This window comes from Leisingera sp. UBA4491 (assembly GCF_002388965.1).
In the GTDB taxonomy this organism is placed as follows: domain Bacteria; phylum Pseudomonadota; class Alphaproteobacteria; order Rhodobacterales; family Rhodobacteraceae; genus Leisingera; species Leisingera aquaemixtae.
In genome coordinates this window covers 90705-107365 of sequence record NZ_DGNN01000009.1, presented here as the reverse complement: position 1 = coordinate 107365, position 16661 = coordinate 90705, and the positions used below count along the sequence as shown (strand labels likewise).

At 64.1% G+C, this 16661-nt stretch carries 21 protein-coding genes; 7 read left to right on the top strand and 14 right to left on the bottom strand.

All coding sequences use genetic code 11. The features are described 5' to 3' along the window. Nucleotides 1–12 precede the first annotated feature (12 nt). Nucleotides 13–1011, bottom strand: a complete 999-nt coding sequence (locus tag B2P87_RS03600) for a cytochrome-c peroxidase (protein WP_141889646.1) — start codon at nt 1009–1011, stop codon at nt 13–15. A gap of 121 nt (nt 1012–1132) precedes the next feature. Next, complete coding sequence (locus B2P87_RS03595; RefSeq protein WP_141889647.1) at nt 1133–2326, bottom strand: NnrS family protein; 1194 nt, start codon at nt 2324–2326, stop codon at nt 1133–1135. A gap of 241 nt (nt 2327–2567) precedes the next feature. Here B2P87_RS03595 and B2P87_RS03590 point away from each other — a divergent pair, with 241 nt between their 5' ends. After that, nucleotides 2568–3263 carry a Crp/Fnr family transcriptional regulator gene (locus tag B2P87_RS03590; protein ID WP_141889648.1) on the top strand — a complete coding sequence of 232 codons (696 nt, stop codon included), beginning with the start codon at nt 2568–2570 and terminating at the stop codon, nt 3261–3263. A 209-nt stretch (nt 3264–3472) separates the two neighbouring features. Here B2P87_RS03590 and B2P87_RS03585 read toward each other — a convergent pair whose 3' ends face one another. The 4 genes from B2P87_RS03585 to B2P87_RS03570 form a co-directional block, all read right to left on the bottom strand. Further along, on the bottom strand, nt 3473–3673 hold the full coding sequence (locus B2P87_RS03585; protein ID WP_058286545.1) for a hypothetical protein: 201 nt from the start codon (nt 3671–3673) through the stop codon (nt 3473–3475). 135 nt (nt 3674–3808) lie between these two features. Continuing rightward, nucleotides 3809–4039 carry a DUF982 domain-containing protein gene (locus B2P87_RS03580; protein WP_141889649.1) on the bottom strand — a complete coding sequence of 77 codons (231 nt, stop codon included), beginning with the start codon at nt 4037–4039 and terminating at the stop codon, nt 3809–3811. A gap of 140 nt (nt 4040–4179) precedes the next feature. After that, on the bottom strand, nt 4180–4386 hold the full coding sequence (locus B2P87_RS03575; RefSeq protein WP_008553396.1) for a cold-shock protein: 207 nt from the start codon (nt 4384–4386) through the stop codon (nt 4180–4182). Between the two features lie 177 nt (nt 4387–4563). Then, nucleotides 4564–4776 carry a hypothetical protein gene (locus B2P87_RS03570; protein WP_141889650.1) on the bottom strand — a complete coding sequence of 71 codons (213 nt, stop codon included), beginning with the start codon at nt 4774–4776 and terminating at the stop codon, nt 4564–4566. Nucleotides 4777–4900: 124 nt separating this feature from the next. Here B2P87_RS03570 and B2P87_RS03565 point away from each other — a divergent pair, with 124 nt between their 5' ends. The 6 genes from B2P87_RS03565 to B2P87_RS03540 are packed head-to-tail and all read left to right on the top strand — an operon-like array spanning nt 4901 to nt 9786. After that, complete coding sequence (locus B2P87_RS03565) at nt 4901–5353, top strand: c-type cytochrome (RefSeq protein ID WP_141889651.1); 453 nt, start codon at nt 4901–4903, stop codon at nt 5351–5353. Nucleotides 5354–5366: 13 nt separating this feature from the next. Continuing rightward, a complete protein-coding gene (locus tag B2P87_RS03560) occupies nt 5367–6710 on the top strand; it encodes a cbb3-type cytochrome c oxidase subunit I (RefSeq protein WP_058286548.1) in 1344 nt (447 codons plus the stop codon). A gap of 3 nt (nt 6711–6713) precedes the next feature. Then, nucleotides 6714–7508, top strand: a complete 795-nt coding sequence (locus B2P87_RS03555; protein ID WP_008557247.1) for a CbbQ/NirQ/NorQ/GpvN family protein — start codon at nt 6714–6716, stop codon at nt 7506–7508. Between the two features lie 4 nt (nt 7509–7512). After that, nucleotides 7513–9390 carry a nitric oxide reductase activation protein NorD gene (locus tag B2P87_RS03550; RefSeq protein WP_141889652.1) on the top strand — a complete coding sequence of 626 codons (1878 nt, stop codon included), beginning with the start codon at nt 7513–7515 and terminating at the stop codon, nt 9388–9390. A gap of 1 nt (nt 9391) precedes the next feature. Continuing rightward, entirely contained in the window at nt 9392–9565 is a 174-nt protein-coding gene (locus B2P87_RS03545) for a hypothetical protein (protein WP_167510233.1), read from the top strand. Then, a complete protein-coding gene (locus tag B2P87_RS03540) occupies nt 9562–9786 on the top strand; it encodes an NnrT protein (protein WP_141889653.1) in 225 nt (74 codons plus the stop codon). The genes B2P87_RS03545 and B2P87_RS03540 overlap by 4 nt, the downstream gene beginning before the upstream one ends. Before the next feature lie 122 nt (nt 9787–9908). Here the strand turns inward: B2P87_RS03540 and B2P87_RS03535 are convergent, their stop codons facing one another. The 8 genes from B2P87_RS03535 to B2P87_RS03500 form a co-directional block, all read right to left on the bottom strand. Beyond that, nucleotides 9909–10157 (bottom strand): calcium-binding protein, encoded by a 249-nt coding sequence (locus B2P87_RS03535; RefSeq protein ID WP_008554669.1) that lies wholly within the window; start codon nt 10155–10157, stop codon nt 9909–9911. A gap of 384 nt (nt 10158–10541) precedes the next feature. Then, nucleotides 10542–11684 carry a M56 family metallopeptidase gene (locus B2P87_RS03530; RefSeq protein WP_141889654.1) on the bottom strand — a complete coding sequence of 381 codons (1143 nt, stop codon included), beginning with the start codon at nt 11682–11684 and terminating at the stop codon, nt 10542–10544. Next, nucleotides 11674–12090, bottom strand: a complete 417-nt coding sequence (locus B2P87_RS03525; RefSeq protein WP_008555282.1) for a BlaI/MecI/CopY family transcriptional regulator — start codon at nt 12088–12090, stop codon at nt 11674–11676. The genes B2P87_RS03530 and B2P87_RS03525 overlap by 11 nt, the downstream gene beginning before the upstream one ends. Nucleotides 12091–12395: 305 nt before the next feature. After that, the gene (locus tag B2P87_RS03520; protein ID WP_027236659.1) at nt 12396–12674 is read right to left on the bottom strand and encodes a DUF2160 domain-containing protein; all 279 of its coding nucleotides are present in this window, start codon (nt 12672–12674) and stop codon (nt 12396–12398) included. After that, complete coding sequence (locus B2P87_RS03515) at nt 12674–13471, bottom strand: carbohydrate ABC transporter permease (RefSeq protein WP_141889655.1); 798 nt, start codon at nt 13469–13471, stop codon at nt 12674–12676. The genes B2P87_RS03520 and B2P87_RS03515 overlap by 1 nt, the downstream gene beginning before the upstream one ends. 13 nt (nt 13472–13484) lie before the next feature. After that, on the bottom strand, nt 13485–14348 hold the full coding sequence (locus B2P87_RS03510; RefSeq protein ID WP_058286554.1) for a carbohydrate ABC transporter permease: 864 nt from the start codon (nt 14346–14348) through the stop codon (nt 13485–13487). Beyond that, entirely contained in the window at nt 14348–15442 is a 1095-nt protein-coding gene (locus B2P87_RS03505; protein WP_141889656.1) for an ABC transporter ATP-binding protein, read from the bottom strand. Before B2P87_RS03505 ends, B2P87_RS03510 begins: the two co-directional genes overlap by 1 nt. A 7-nt stretch (nt 15443–15449) precedes the next feature. Continuing rightward, entirely contained in the window at nt 15450–16514 is a 1065-nt protein-coding gene (locus tag B2P87_RS03500) for an ABC transporter ATP-binding protein (RefSeq protein ID WP_058286556.1), read from the bottom strand. Nucleotides 16515–16661: the final 147 nt, after the last annotated feature.

Genomic DNA, 16661 nt, shown 5'->3' with positions numbered 1-16661 from the left:
CAGCCGCGCGCATCAATTGGCCGGCAGGATCGGAGTGGGCACATTGGTTTCATTGTCCGTCAGTGTCTCAAGAAAGGCCATGAGGTCTGCAATGTCGCCCTCGCTGGCGGCAAACCCCGCGATGTCCGTTTGCCGCTCAACGCCCGCCGCGCCGCCATCGGCGTAATGGCGGAGGACCGCAGGCAGCGACGGCAGCGAGCCGTCGTGCATATAGGGTGCCCGCAAGGCGATGTTCCGCAGGCCCGGGGTTTTAAAGCGGAAGTACCCGGCGGGATCCTGCGGTGACACGCCGCCGCTGCCCAGGTCCGAGGCGGGCAGGCCGATGTCGTGCATTTTGTTGTCGGTGAACATCCAGCCGGAGTGGCAGGACACGCAATTTGCCCGCCCGGTGAACAGCGCAAAGCCGCGTTTGGCGGCCTCCGGCACTGCGGCGTCATCGCCGCTGACCCAGCGGTCAAAACCGGCAACCCCGCTGACAATGGTGCGCTGATAGGTGGCGAGGGCGGTGAGGATGGTTTCCTTGCGGATGCCCTGGCCGGGAAACAGCCGCTCGAACCAGGCCTTGTATTCGGTCACTGCCGTCAGGCGGGCGGTAATGTCCTCAAAACTCGCGTTCATCTCATCCGGGGCGGTGATCGGCCCCACTGCCTGTTCCTCCAGGCTGGCCGCGCGCCCGTCCCAGAACAGCGGCGTGATCCAGGCAGCATTCAGGATCGTCGGCGCATGGCGGTGCACGGGGTTGTCGGCGGCGCCGATCGCCTTGGGCACCGGGGTTCCCCAGCCGAAAGAGGGGTTGTGGCAGCTGGAGCAGCTGATGTTCTGTGCGCCGGACAGGCGCGGGTCGAAGAACAGCATCTTGCCCAGGGTGGCAATTCCGCGGTCATAGGGCGCGTTCTCCGGAAACGGCACGGTATCCGGACGCCGGAACGCATCGAGCCCGGCGGGTTGCGCCAGGCTCTGGACGGCCCAAAACAGCAGCGGCACCACGGCGGCGGCAGCTTTCCACTGCATTCAGGACCTCCTCTTGCAATCCATTCCTACCTATCCGGAATGGCAGCTTCTGAGAAGGCCGTTAATTTTACGTGAGCCATACATGTTTGCTGCGGCTGAGGAGGCGGGTATCCGCCCGGATTCATGGCTTGCCGGACACTTTCTTGGGGCCAATGCGCCGCGTGATCAGCCAGGGGCCGGTCTTCAGCACCATCAAAGCAAATCCTGCGGTCCACACCACGGCGGAAACCGTGATCCCGTCCCAGCCCGCGGCAAGCTCTGCACTGCCCGCAAGACGCAGGGCGGCCGCGCCCAGCAGCAGCATGAAGGCAAGCGTCAGGGCCGGGCCTGCCACCAGCGGGCGGCCGCTGTGGCCCATGGTGGCGCGCATCATTACCGCAAGGGTCATGCCGCCGATGGCGCCGATGCCCAGGATATGCGCCGCCGCCGCGGGCTGCAGCAGGCCGAAGGGCACGCCGCCCGCCGCGATCAGCCCCGCGGGCACCAGCGCATAGGCCAGGTGCAGCATCAGCAGCAGCGGATCCGGCAGGGTGGCAAGGCTGCGCCAGCGCGCCAGCCGCAGCAGGTGCAGCAGGCCCGCGGCCAGCAGGAGCGCGCCGCTGACGGCGGCCCAGGGCGCTGCGGTCCAGGCCACCAGCGCCGCCGCGCCAAAGACCAGCGTCACCGCGTCGAACTTGCCAAAGGGCGCGGGCATTTTCGCAGCCCCCTGTTTCGCCAGCCAGTTGCGGGTGAAGCTGGGAATGATCCGCCCGCCGATCAGCATGATCAGAAAGATCAGAACCGCAATGCCCAGGCGGCGCGAGACATCCGCCGCGCCTTCGGTCATCGCTTCAAGGTGAAAGCATAGGTTGGCGAGGCCCAGCAGGGTGACCGGTACCAGAACCTTGAGGTTGCGCCAGTTTTCACCGGCGATGATCTCGCGCGCGATCATTGCGATGACGGCGGCCAGAAAAGCGCAGTCGACCAGCAATACCCCCAGCGCGGGCAGGTCCAGCCAGCCGGCCATCGCCAGCCGCCCCAGCAGCCACAGTCCGGAAAGCAGCGCCAGCGGCCAGCCGCGGGCAGGCATCCGCCCGGTCCAGTTCGGCACCGCAGTGAACAAAAAGCCCGCAACCACGGCGGCGCCATAGCCAAAGATCATCTCGTGAATGTGCCAGTCTGTTGCCTGGAACGGCCCGCTATACCCCAGGTCGCCGCGCCAGATCAGCAGCCAGGCGGGCACCGCCAGCAGGGCAAACAGGCAAGCGCCCAGAAAGAACGGCCTGAAGCCGAAGGAAAATAGAACAGGTCCGGTATATTCGGTTCGCGCAGCCATGGTGGCCTCCTTGCGTCCGGTCAACGAAGGGCGGGCGGCACTGGTCAGGTGCCGCCCGCCGGTTCAGCGCAAGGGACGCAATCTTTCGCCGAACCCCGTGGATCAGCTCCGGCGGGCAGGGTCGAGGGAGGCTACCCCGGTTCCGGGTGCCGGTTTTTCCCGCACGGTTGTTTCCTCTGGCCTCACTATGCGATAACGGCGGGGAGACCTCTTTGTCCTTCAGCAAACTTGCGGTGCATTCTTGTCCAAGCTCGACGAAAGCCTTCTGACCGGTCTGCCGCCCTTCAGCCTCCTGGAGCGCAGCCAGATCCGCGAAATCCTCGATCAGGCGCTGCCCAAGCGCTATGACGAGGGGGCGGAGATCTTTCATGAGGGCCATGACGCCGAACGCTTTCACCTGCTGCTGGACGGTTACATCCGGGTGGTGAAGACCACCGAAGGCGGTGAGCAGATCATCGCGCTGCATATTTCACCGGGCCAGCTGTTCGGCATCGCGCCTGCGCTGAACCGCGACACCTATCCGGCCACCGCCATCGCCGCCTCGGAATCGCTGGCGCTGTCCTGGCCGGTGCGGTTGTGGGGGGAGTTCACCGCCACGTACCAGGGCTTTGCCACCGAAAGCTACAACACCCTGGGCCAGCGGCTCGGCGAGATGCAGACGCGGATCACCGAACTGGCCACGCAGGCGGTGGAACAGCGGGTGGCAGCGGCGCTTCTGCGGATGGTGACCCAGTCGGGCCGCAAGGTGGAGGAGGGGATCGAGATCGCCTTCCCGGTGACCCGCCGCAATATCTCGGAGATGACCGGCACCACGCTGCACACGGTCAGCCGCTTGCTGTCGGCCTGGGAGAAAGACGGCGTGGTGAAATCCACCCGCAAGCACATCGTGGTCACCGCCCCGCACAGGCTGGTGGTTTTGAGCGGGGCGCAGGGGTAGCAGCAGGGGGAGCAACTGGCGGCAGACCGGCCAGTGTTCCGCTGTCCGGCTTGTTCCATCACGGACAGAGCGCGGATCAGCCCAAGCATCCCCGGTGGCAGACATGCCTGCGCAACAGCTGTCAGGCCACTTGCAGCAGGTATTCCCGGCGCCGTCTGGCAGCCCGGCTATGCCCGGTGTTCAGGATGGTTGACCGTTCCGGGGCGGACTCAGGTGTCTTCGGAGTCCTTCGAGGGCGGGTTGCCGCGCTCATACTGAAGCCGGGAACGTCTCAGGCGCTCAATCTTGTTGCGGCGCATTTCGTTTTCGTCCTCCAGGATTTCACGCGCTGCACGCGCGGTCTTTTCCATCGCCGTCTCCTTGCGGGTCAGGCCGGCAAGTTTCAATTCCTCAGTGTTAAGCTTGGACATCTGTTCACTCCTGCGAGGCTGATTTTGGGAGAGTTCCATTGCGCGCGCGAAAGCTCGGTTCGGACCTGCTCCCGGGTGCGGCAAGGGGCCGATGGAAGCGGCGCAGCTGCGGCGGCGCCGGTAAAGCGTCGCAGGTTACGCGGCGGCGGGGAGGTCCGCTTGGAAACCGGCGGTGTTAACGGCCGAGAGGAATGCGTCACGGGCGGCGCCGACAGGCGCGAGACAATCCATGACGGCATCGATCTTTTCAATCGCAACATCTCTGTTGCGGTCGGAAACCGGCCAAGCTTTCTGCAGCCAGAAATGGGCTTGTTCGATTGTGGTGATTTTTTGGGTCCGGCCCTCGGAAGGCAGGAAAATGGTCATGGGAGTGCCCCAGGAAATTTCTATCAAGTTCTATCTTTCTGTGCTTTTTGGAAAACCGCGTCTGACAGACAGTTTTGGCAGATGCGGGAAACGGGAGCATTGCAACATGCTCCCGCTAGAGGTCTCAGGCCGTCAGCGTCTTATGCGAGGGCAAGGTTGCTGGCGGACTCGCGTCCGTCGCGGCCGCTTTCGATGTCGAAAGTCACGGCCTGGCCGTCGTCAAGCTGCTGGATGCCAGCGCGTTCCAAGGCGGAAATGTGGACAAAAATGTCCCGCGATCCGTGCTCGGGCGCGATGAAACCAAAACCTTTTTGAGAATTGAACCATTTCACGGTGCCATTGGCCATCGTGTCGTCTCCTTTTGAAATGCTATCCGCAACACGCGATAGCCCGGCCCAGTGTCAACATCGGAACAACTGGGGCCGTGAGGAAACAGAAGGTCGTAGGAAGCGCTTTGCTCCACCAAGGTGGGGTATGCGACTCGCGATTGCAAGGGACCATCAGTGATATCTTCAAAATAGTTTTTATATGGCCGCCATGACGCCCCTTAACTGCTCGCGGAACGCCATCTCCTCCAGCCCGTATTCCTCGCACGCATCAACCAGCGTGTGGAACGGCGCGATCGGGCAGCCGGGGCAGAGCATCTGGCGGTTCATGAACTCGCCCGCGCAGGCCGGCCAATGGTGGAACAGCTCGGAAAGCGGCAGGTCGGGATTGTCGAAATCTGGGCGTCGCATGGCCTGTCCTCCTTTTCCTGCATTTTGCGTGCAGCAATGCGCCCGGTCTTTGCGCTTCAACAACATATCCGGCAGTGCGCGCAGTTAGGCAGGGCCTATCCGCAACTGTACTCAGGACCGCGATATGTCAGAGATACTTACCAAGTCGCGGGCCAGGAACGTGTTCTACGGGGGCTCCTTGTTCTTCGTCGTCGTGTTCGTGGCCATGACCGCGCACAGCCACCGCTTCATCGTGAACACATCCACCGCTGGCATGGAGCTGACCGACGAGGTGCGCCAAGGCAAGCATGTGTGGGAGCGTCATTCCTGCATCAACTGCCACACGCTGCACGGCGAGGGCGCCTATTTCGCACCGGAAGTGGGCAATGTGATGACCCGCTGGGGCGTGCTGGATGACCCCGAAGGCGCCTATGAAATGCTCAATGGCTGGATGAAGGCGCAGCCCTCCGGCGTCGAGGGCCGCCGCCAGATGCCGTACTTCGAACTGACCGAGGAAGAGACCAAGGCCTTGTCCGAATTCCTGCGCTGGGCGGATCAGACCGATACCCAGAACTGGCCGCCGAACGACGCGGGCTGAGGGGAGAAAAGCAATGAAATATCAATCTCAAAAAGTGGCCTATGCCTATTTCATGGTGGCAATGGGCCTGTTCGCCATTCAGGTTCTGGGCGGTCTGCTGGCCGGCTGGATCTATGTCTGGCCCAACACCTTGAGCGAGCTTCTGCCGTTCAACATCGTGCGGATGCTGCACACCAACGCGCTGATTGTCTGGCTCTTGCTGGGCTTCTTCGGTGCCGCCTATTACCTCGTGCCGGAAGAATCCGAGCGTGAGCTGTTCTCGGTGAAACTCGCCTATATCCAGCTGGCAATTCTTGTCGTTGGCACGCTGGGCGCAGTCGGCTCCTACCTTGTTGGCATCCACGGCGGGCGGGAGTTCCTGGAGCAGCCCCTGTGGGTCAAGTTCGGCATTCTGGTTGCGGCGGTGATCTTCCTTGTGAACATCTCCCTGACCGTGCTGGCAGGCCGCAAGACGGCGATCACCAACATCCTCCTGATGGGCCTGTGGCTGTTGTCGCTCCTGTGGATCTTCGCCTTCATCAACCCGGACAACCTCAGCTTGGACAAGATGTACTGGTGGTTCGTTGTTCACCTGTGGGTCGAAGCCACCTGGGAACTGGTGATGGCCGCGATCCTTGGCTACCTGATGCTGAAACTGACCGGCGTTGACCGCGAGGTGGTGGAGAAATGGCTCTATGTCATCGTGGCGCTGGCCCTGTTCTCCGGCATCCTCGGCACCGGCCACCACTTCTTCTGGATCGGCACGCCCGGCTACTGGCAGTGGATCGGCTCGATCTTCTCGACCCTCGAAGTGATCCCGTTCTTCGCGATGATGAGCTTTGCCTTCATCATGGTCTGGAAGGGCCGCAAGAACCACCCGAACAAGGCCGCGCTCCTGTGGTCGCTCGGGGCATCCACCGTGGCCTTCTTCGGCGCTGGCGTCTGGGGTTTCCTGCACACGCTGCACGGGGTGAACTATTATACCCACGGCACACAGATCACCGCCGCCCACGGGCACCTCGCGTTCTACGGCGCCTATGTGGCGATGAACCTGGCGATGTTTACTTATGCGATGCCGCAGCTCAAGAACCGCGATCCCTATAACCAGGTGCTGAACATGGCGTCCTTCTGGCTGATGACCGGCGGCATGGCCTTCATGACCTTCGTGCTGACCTTTGCCGGCACCATCCAGACCCACATGCAGCGCATTGTCGGCGACTACTTCATGGACGTGCAGGACCAGCTGGGACTGTTCTACCTGATGCGCCTCGGCTCTGGCGCGGTGGTGGTCTTGGGCGCGCTTCTGTTCATCTACGCAACCGTTGTGGTCCGCCGCGAAGTCATCAAACCCGGCCCCGTGGCCGTACCGGGAGAGTAAGCCATGAACGCGATGAATATGCCTTCCGTGCCCTTCTACCGTCCCGCAGGCGATGAATGCACCGTCTTCGAGATGGCCCAAGCCAACGGTCTGCCCCTTCTTCTGAAGGGGCCCACCGGCTGCGGCAAGACGCGGTTCGTGGAACATATGGCGGCCCGGCTCGGGCTGCCCCTCCACACCGTTGCCTGCCATGACGACCTGTCCGCCGCCGACCTGATCGGGCGCTACCTGCTGAAAGGCGGGGAGACGGTTTGGGTCGACGGCCCGCTGACCCGCGCGGTGCGCGAGGGCGGCATCTGTTACCTCGATGAGGTGGTGGAGGCCCGCAAAGACGTGGCCGTGGTGCTGCACCCCTTGACCGACGACCGCCGCCGCCTGGTCATCGACCGCACCGGCGAGGAGCTGGCAGCCCCCAAGCCCTTCATGCTGGTGGCCAGCTACAACCCCGGCTACCAGAACATCCTGAAGAAGCTGAAACCCTCGACCCGGCAGCGCTTCCTGTCGATCGGCTTCGACTTCCCGGAGGCTTCTGCCGAAACCGCGGTGGTTGCGTCTGAGAGCGGGCTGGACGAGGACCGCTCCGCCGCGCTGGTGCGCTTGGCGGGCCATATCCGCAAGCTCTCCGGTATGGATCTGGAGGAAGGTGTGTCCACCCGCCTCTTGATCTACGCCGCGACGCTGATCGCCAAGGGCATGGGCGTGGAGCGCGCGGTGGAGGCCGCCATCATTGAACCCCTCAGCGACGAGAGTGACGTGCAGCAAGCGCTGCGCGACCTTGCCGCCAGCGTCTACGGGTGATGCCATGATCCACGCTCTCGACCTTCTGGAACCCGAAGAAACGGTTGGCAACCTGTGGCACGGCATGGCCACACGGATCGGCGCCGCAGAGGATGGGGCCGAACACACCGTCCGGTTCGAGGACATGCGCGCCAGCGCGGCGGCGCTGTTCCGGGCGCTGGGCGGGGCCGGGGGCGTGGAAATCCAGGTGGCGCCTGCGGTGCTGTCGGATCACCGCCCGGACCGGCTGCGCCGCATCGGCACCCCGCGGGAAATGGTGCATGTGGCCGGCTTTGACGGCGAGCGCCTGCGCCTGCCACCGGAAATGGCCGCATTTTCAAGCCGCGAGTTGAACCGCAAGGCCTACCTGTGGCTGGCCGCAATGGCCGCCATGATCGAATTGCCGGACCGCAACGAGGACCGCTATCAAGCCGACCAGCTGGAGATCGCCGCCAATGCCCGCGCCGCCGACAAGGTGTTTGCCGCCTGTCCGGGGCTGCGGTCTGCCTATGGCGACTTTTGTGCCTATATTGCCGGGACGCGCAAACGCAACGGACTGCCGCGGTTCGAGGCGCGGATCGAACGTATGGTGCTGGACCAGATCGGTTCCGACTGCCGGATTGCCGAACCCTGCACCTGCACCGCCCCGCGCGGTTACCGGACGTTTCAGCCGGTGCCGTTCTGGCTGCGCTTGGCCGCACCGCAGGCGGGCAGGGGGGCTGCCCCCGAAGCGGAGGAGATGAAAACACCCGGTCTCGCCGTCTCTACCCGCAAGACGGCGAAACGGCAGGATCAGGACCAGACCACCCGCAAGGACAGCTTCATCGTTCACCGGTTCGAATCCATCCTGTCCTGGGCCGAAAGCCTGAACATCAACCGGATGGTCGATGACGACGACAACGAGAACGCCCAGAAAGCGGCGGAGGATCAGGACAATCTCACCCTCTCGCAGCACATGAAACGCGCTGCGTCGCGGCTGCGGATCTCGCTGGACCTGTCGCCGCAGGATGCCGAGCACGAGCGGCTGGCGGGGCAGTTCACCTATCCCGAATGGAACCACCGGCTGGGCAAGCACATGCCCGCCCACGCCCGCGTTCTGGAAGCCGAGGGCAAGCCCGCGGACAGCTTCCAGCCCGACCCGCGGCTGGTGTCCCGGGTGCGCCGCCAGTTCGCGCCGCTGCACCCGCGCCGGGTGATGCTGCCGCGGCAGCTGGACGGCGATGAGCTGGATCTGGAAGCGGTGGTGAAATCCCATGTCGATCTGGCCTGCGGCCAGCAGGGTAGCGACCGGGTCTGGCAGGCCAGCCGCCCGATGGCCCGCGACCTGAGCGTGGCGGTGCTGATGGACTGCTCCCGCTCGACTGAGGCCACGGTCGGCGACCGCCCGGTGATTGAGACCGCCCGCGAGGCGCTGGCAGCCCTGGCCAGCGGCATTGCCACCGCAGGCGACCGGCTGGGCATCTGGGGGTTCTCCTCCCTGCGCCGCGACCGGGTGTTCCTGACCCGCGCCAAAGGCTTCGAGGATCCGATGTCCGAGGCGGTCACCGCCCGCATCGGCGGCTTCAAACCCGGCCACTACACCCGCCTTGGCGCGGCAATCCGCCATGCCTCTGCCCAGCTGGCCGAGGAAGGATCCGAACGCCGCCTGCTTCTGGTGCTGACCGATGGCAAGCCCAACGATCTGGACCACTATGAAGGCGTGCACGGCATCGAGGACAGCCGCATGGCGGTACGCGAGGCGCGCGCCCTAGGCCAGTCGGTGCATGGCGTGGTGATCGACGCCGACGGGCAGGACTGGTTTGCCCGCATCTTCGGGCGCGCGGGGTTCACCCTGCTGCCCGACCCGGACCGGCTGCCGCGCGCGCTGCCGGAAATCTATCAATCCCTGACCATGGAGCACTGAGATGAAACGCATCCTCTCTTTGGCCCTGCTGGCCCCTTCCAGCGCCTTTGCCACCACGTTCGAGCGTCCGATCCCGCAGCCGCAAACCGAAACCGCGGAGTTCTGGTTCCTGATCGGCTCCATCGCCCTGATCGTCAGCCTGGGGTTTGTCCAATACCTGGTGAGCCGGCGATGACACCGCGGCCTTCCTGGCGGCTGCTGGCGGCGCTTTACCCGTTCGGGGCGGGCGCGGCGGCCGTCAACATCTTCTTTGCCTCGCTGATCGCCAGCTGGATCGGCTGGCGGGTGCTGACCCCATATGAGTCGGTGGCCTGGGGGCTGCTGCTGGGGCTGCCTTTGACCTATGTCTTTGCCCGCCATATCGAGCGGCTGAAGCAACAGGCGGACGGCGGCTGACCCCGCCGCATGGCCAAATGAAAAGGGCCCTGCACTGCAGGGCCCTTGAACCGTTTGAAACCGGCGGGACTTCAGGTGGCAAGGCGGCTCGGGGGGGATGGGGGAGCCGCCTTGCCGCGGGATCAGCCTTCTGCTGCCAGCAAGCCGGCCTCTTCCGCTGCCTGCACCTCAGCCAGGTCGGCTTCGCCATCGGCGTTGGAGTCGATGGTGGCAAAGGTTTCCGCGGTCAGATCCGGATAGGCCGCCTGCAGTTCCTCCAGCGAATAGGTGCCGTTGCCGTCCGTGTCAGCCTCGGTGATGGATTCCATCGCGGCCAGCGGCGAAGCAGCCAGAGCAGCAACAGCGGCGGCGGTCAGCGCGAATTTTTTCATGTGAGACACTCCATTCGTTTGTTTGGTGTTCTACCTGCGGCCACGGTGTTCCGCGTGCCGTGGCATAGAGCTAGGGCGTGCAGGCGCCGGGCGCTATCCCCTTGGCCGCAGGAGAGAATTTCAGGCACCGCACCGCCGGAAACGGGCGCCGGCTTCGGCGCTTTGCCGCCCTGGCGGCCGGCTGGTCCTTTCTCCGCTCAAGCCCGGCAGCCGGTCCCGCAGAATTCTGCCAGTGCCGGCGCAGGCACCGGGCCGCGTCTTGAAATGGGGGAGGTCTGATACAGCGGCGGCTGCCGGACACAGCCGGACTGCCGGCGCCACGAATGCTTCGCCGCAATTCACGCGGCGGATCTGAGCATTTGGCAGAGGACCGGTGTTCCCGGTTTACCGGGCCGGAACGGCAAAGCCGCCATTCAGGGCGCTGACCGCAAGCTCTGACCCCGTGTTGCGGCTGGCCATCCGCTCCAGGTTGACGATGGTCGACAGCATGATGCGGTCATGGCTCCAGTCGCTGGGCCGCTGCAGCAGCATCGCGGTTGCCAGCACCACCCCGGCCATCGCCAAGGACACCAGCCCCCAGCCCAGCGAGTTCGGCCCCCGCGGCTGAACTGCCGTCACCGCGATAATGCGGCGCTGCAGAGACGCGCCGCGGCGGGTTTCGCGGCGGTCGACCAGCGCCACCGCCGGGCTGCGGCGCATGAACAGGCCCGGGCCGCGGGCGGCATGGGCGCAGGCGCGGATCAGGCATTCGCAATAGGCGCGCACATCGAAACCGGGCCGCGCCATCAAGGCCTGATCGCAGGCAAACTCCCGCAGCAGCCGCACTTCGCGCCGCCACATGTAAAAGGCGGGATTCCAGAACAGCAGCGGGCGCAGCATCTCCAGCAGAAACTCGCATTCGATGTCGCGCTGGCGGAAGTGCTGCAGCTCATGGGCGATGGTCAGGCGCAAATCGCGCGGGTCATTGAGCAGCGCCGAGGGCAGCACCACATAGCGCCGCAGCAGTCCGCGGGTGGAATAGGCGACGCGGATGTCATCGGACACCATCAGCTGCACCCGGCCGATGCGCTTCCAGGTGAAGGCGCCCGCCAGGTTCTGCCGCAGACGGAAGACGGACGCGGCCACATGCGCCAGGCAGAGCAGCGCCCCGGCGGCAAACGCCGCGGCAAGGGCCTGTGCCCACAGCGGCTGCAGGCTGGTGAGCCCGCGCACCGCATCCTCGCGCAGGCCCAGGGTGGCCTCGAACGTGCCGGCGCTCATGCTGACATTGCCCTGCAGGTACTGCGAGACCAGCATGTCGGAGAAATTCGGCGGATGGGCGATGACATAATGGGTGAAGGCAAGGATCAGCACCGGCGAGGCCGCCAGCAGCACAGTCATCCCGTTCAACAGCCGCAGCTGCGGCCGGTAGGCGCGGCCCAGCGGGCTGCGCGCCAGCGCCTTGCGGGCGGCGAACCACAGCAGGGTGCCCGCCAGCAGCAGGATATTCAGGTCAATATAGGCGTTCAGCAGAACATCAGTTGGCATTGTCCCCCAGCCTTTCCTCCAAGAGCGCCCGCATCTCCTCGAGCATCTCGTCGGTCACATCCTCATCATCGACCAGCCGCGCCACCAGGGCGGCGGGCGCGCCGTTGAAAAGCTTGCTCGAAAGGTTTTTCAGAGATGTTTTCTGATACTCTGCCTTGGGAACGGCGGGGCGGTAGACCAGGGAGCGGTCCTTGCGCTCGCTGGTGAGAAAGCCCTTTTGCTCCATGATCTTGAGAACCGTGGCCACTGAGGTATAGGCGCGTTCCTGCACCTTGTTCAGCTCCGCCAGGATATCGCGCACGGTGCCGCCGCCCAGGTCCCAGACGACAGTCATGAATTCCAGCTCGACCTCGGTCAGCAGGGAAGTGTCGTGTTTCTTGCGCATCGCCTCGGCAGTCCGGCTCATTTGGTGGTTCCAGTCATGCTAGGGGAAGGGGGCTCCCGTGAAAACTATTTTCTTAGAAGATGCGCGGCGGCGGGGGGGGCTGTTGTTAAAATGTGCGCTGCCGCGCGAGTCTATTCAGCAGGATTGCGGGGTGATGGGCCAGTCTTTGGGACGGTGCCTGGCGCATCTGTTCAGGGGGTTGGCTGAGACGGCCTTGAAGGGCAGGTTTGCCTTCAAGGCCCGTCTTCAGTGTGTTTAAGGGTTGCGCGTCAAGGGCAAGCCGCCTTTGGCGGGGCCTGCGGCCCCCTTGACCCGATCCGCCGGCGTCAGACCTTCCAGAAGCAGAAGATGCCCCAGGCGATCGACAGGCCCAAGGGCCACCACAGCGGCATCCCCACCAGGCCCAGCCAGGCCAGGAAGATGTAGGAGGTGCCCAAGAGGCTGATGAACAGCCGGTCGCCGCGGGTGGTGGTGAGGCCGAGCACGCCCTTGCGGGCCGCGCCGCCGGGGTGGCGGATCTCAGCGATGATCAGCACGCCGATGGCGGTGAAGATGCCGATGAACAACAGGGCAGTGGGCCAGGTCCAGGCCATCCATGAAAGCATTACACCCTCCCCATCGCGAAACCCTTCGCGATGTAGTTGCGGACAAACCAGATCACGATGGCGCCCGGAATGATTGTCAGAGTACCAGCCGCGGCCAGCAGCCCCAGTTCATAGCCCGCGGAGGACGCGGTCTTGGTCATGGTGGCGGCAATCGGCTTGGCGGCGACGGCGGTCAGTGTCTTCGCGAGCAGCAGTTCCACCCAGGAGAACATGAAGCAGAAGAAGGCCGCCACACCCACGCCCGCCTTGATCGAGGGGATGAAGATCGTCGCAAAGAAGCGCGGGAAGGAATAGCCGTCGACAAAGGCTGTCTCGTCCAGCTCCTTGGGAACGCCGCCCATGAAGCCTTCGAGGATCCAGACCGCCAGCGGGATATTGAACAGGCAGTGCGCCAGCGCAACAGCCAGATGGGTGTCGAACAGCTCCACCGCGGAGTAAAGCTGGAAGAACGGCAGCGCAAACACCGCGGCCGGCGCCATCCGGTTGGTCAGCAGCCAGAAGAACAGCTGCTTGTCGCCCAGGAAGCGGTAACGGCTGAAGGCATAGGCGGCCGGCAGCGCCACCGCGATGGAGATCACGGTGTTGATCGACACGTAGAGGATCGAGTTGATGTAGCCCCAGTACCAGCTGGGATCGGTGAAGATGGTCGCGTAGTTGTCCAGCGTGAAGGTCTGCGGGAACAGCGAGAAGCCCGACAGGATTTCATTGGTCGTCTTAAAGCTCATCGCCACCAGCCAGTAGATCGGCAGCATGAGAAACAGGATATAGACGATGGGGACGATGGATCGTTTTTGCATCGGTCTCCCTCCCTCAGTTCTGATCGTCTTTGGTCATCAGCGTGTAGAACAGCCAGCTGACCAACAGAGTGATTGCAAAATAGATGAGCGACATGGCGGCAGCGGGGCCGAGGTCGAACTGGCCAAGCGCGATTTTCACCAGGTCGATTGACAACAGCGTGGTGGAGTTGCCGGGACCGCCGCCGGTCAGAACAAACGGCTCGGTGTAGATGTTGAAGCTGTCCATGAAGCGCAGCAGGATGGCGATGGTCAGCACCGTCTTCATCTTGGGCAGCTGGATGAACCGGAACACCGCCCAGTTGGTGGCACCGTCGATCTTGGCCGCCTGGTAGTAGGCGTCCGGGATCGAGACCAGGCCCGCATAGGACAGCAGCACAACCAGTGAAGTCCAATGCCAGACGTCCATGGTGACAATGGTCACCCAGGCCGCGACGGGATCCTGCGTCATGTCATAGTTGATGCCCAGCACGTGGTTCAGGAAGTATCCCAAGAGGCCGATGTCGGGCAGGGTGAAGATGTTCCACATCGCGCCGACCACGTTCCACGGGATCAGCATCGGCAGCGCCATCAGCACCAGGCACACCGGCACCCAGAACCCCTTGCGCGGCATCGACAGCGCAATGGCGATGCCCAGCGGCACCTCGATGATCAGGATCAGGAAGGTGAACAGAAACTGGCGGCCAAGCGCCGCGTGGAAGCGGTCAGAGCGCAGGATCTGCTGGAACCAGTCCAGCCCCTGCCAGAAGAACACGTTGTCGCCAAAGGTCTCCTGCACCGAGTAGTTGACCACCGTCATCATCGGGATCAGCGCGTTGAAGGCGACCAGCGCCAGCACCGGCAGGACAAAGAACCAGGCTTTCTGGTTTTCGGTTTTCATCAGGCCGCTCCTTGTTCGTCTGCAGCGGGGGAGGTGGCAAGCCAGCCATCCACGTAAAGCCGGGTCATGTCCTGGCGGAAGGCGAGATGCACGGCACTGCCTTTTTCCGGCGCGGCGCCGTCGGTGATGGCGTTGATACGGTGGCCGCCGGCCTCGCATTCCACCACCGTGTGGCGGCCGATGTCAGAGACCTTGGTGACCGTCGCAGGCAGGCCGTGGCCTGCGAGCGAGACAAACTCCGGGCGGATGCCGATTTCGGTCTGGCCGTTTGCGGCCCCCTGAATGGGGCCTTCCAGCGCAATCTGCTGCCCGGCAAACAGGGCGGCACCGTGCTGCACGACGCAGGGCAGGATGTTCATCCCCGGCGAGCCGATGAAATGGCCGACAAAGGTATGCGCCGGGCGCTCGAACAGCTCCACGGGGGTGCCGATTTGCACCACCTCGCCCAGCTGCATCACCACCACCTGGTCGGCAAAGGTCAGCGCCTCGGTCTGGTCGTGGGTGACGTAGATCATCGTCGCCTTCACCCGCTGGTGCAGCTCCTTCAGCTTGGAGCGCAGCTTCCACTTCAGATGCGGGTCGATCACGGTGAGCGGTTCGTCGAACATCACCACGTTCACATCCTCGCGCACCAGCCCGCGGCCCATCGAGATCTTCTGTTTATTGTCAGGTGACAATCCGGCCGCCTTCTGATCCAGCATCCCGGTCACTTCGAGCATTTCGGCAATCGCCATCACCCGTTTGTGCACCGTGGCTTCGTCCCGGCCGCGGTTGCGCAGCGGGAAGGCCAGGTTGTCGTAAACCGTCATGGTGTCGTAGATCACCGGGAACTGGAACACCTGCGCAATGTTGCGCTGGTCCGGGGGCAGGGCGGTCACGTCCTTGCCGTCAAACAGGATCTGGCCTTCAGACGGCACCAGAAGCCCCGAAATGATGTTGAGAAGAGTGGATTTGCCGCAACCCGAGGGGCCAAGCAGCGCATAGGCGCCGCCGTCGGTCCAGTCGAGGTCGATTTCCTTCAGCGCGTAGTCCGAGTCGGACTTCGGCGTCGAAAGATAGCTGTGGCGCAGTTTTGAGAGAGTTATTTTAGCCATTGATGCCTCACGCCGCGCGGCTGCCGTCGGGGGCAAAGAAATATGCCTGCGCGGGGTCCATGTAGAAGTCGTGCAGCTCACCCACCTGATAGGGGTGGACGCCGTGGGCGAGGGACACCCAGCTGCCGGAACCCATGTCGAAATGGGCAGAGCTTTCGGAGCCGGAGAGTTCGGTCACCTGCACCTGTCCCGACAGCTGCACATGGGCGCCGTTCTTTGCCACTGGCAGCACGTGGTGCGGGCGGATGGCGATGGTGTAGGTGCCATCGGCCAGACCGGCGGCGGCGCCGCTCAGCTCCCAGGTGACGCCGGCGCCCAGGCGGGCCATGCTGCCCTGCTTGGTGATCTCGGCGGTGTTGATCGGCGGATCGGAAAACACCCGCGCCGCATCGACATTGCCGGGGTTGCGGTAGATCTCGGCGGTGGGGCCGAACTGGGTCACCCGGCCGCCGCGCATCAGTGCGGTCTTGCCGCCCAGAAGCAGCGCCTCCTCCGGTTCCGAGGTCGCATAGACCACCACTGCGCCGCGGCCGGCAAACAGCTCGGGCAGCTGGTCGCGCAGCTCCTCGCGCAGCTTGTAATCGAGGTTGGCCAGCGGCTCATCCAGGAACACTGCGCGGCTTTCCTTGGCAATCGCGCGGGCCAGGGCGCAGCGCTGCTGCTGGCCGCCGGACAACTCATGCGGGCGGCGGTGCAGCATCGGCTTCAGCTGCAGGATCGCAGCGGCCTCTTCCACGCGGCCTTCGATCTCCGATTTCGCCATTCCTGCCACTTTCAGCGGCGAGGCGATGTTTTCGAATACCGTCATATGCGGGTAGTTGATGAAGAACTGATGCACCAGGCTGATGTTGCGCTTCTGGGTGCTGAGACGGCTGACATCTTCGCCATCCATCAGCACCTGGCCGCTGGCCATCGGGTCGAGGCCCGCCATCAGTTTAATGAGTGAGGTCTTTCCGGAGCCGGTGGCGCCGAGGAGGACGTTGAAATGACCGGGCTCCAGCAGCAGGGATGTTTCCTTGATGTGCTGAATGGCGCCGACGCGCTTGGTCACACCCTTAAGTTCGAGTGCCATCTTGCTTTGACTTTCCGGCAGGCGGCCTGTTTGCGCGCGGGGGCAGGGCGCGCGGTATCTTGGGGAAGAAGGCCCCGGAAGACAGGAAAGGGTCTCCGGGGCCTGATGCAGCCCGGCCAGATGATGGGGATCGCTGGCCGGACCGGG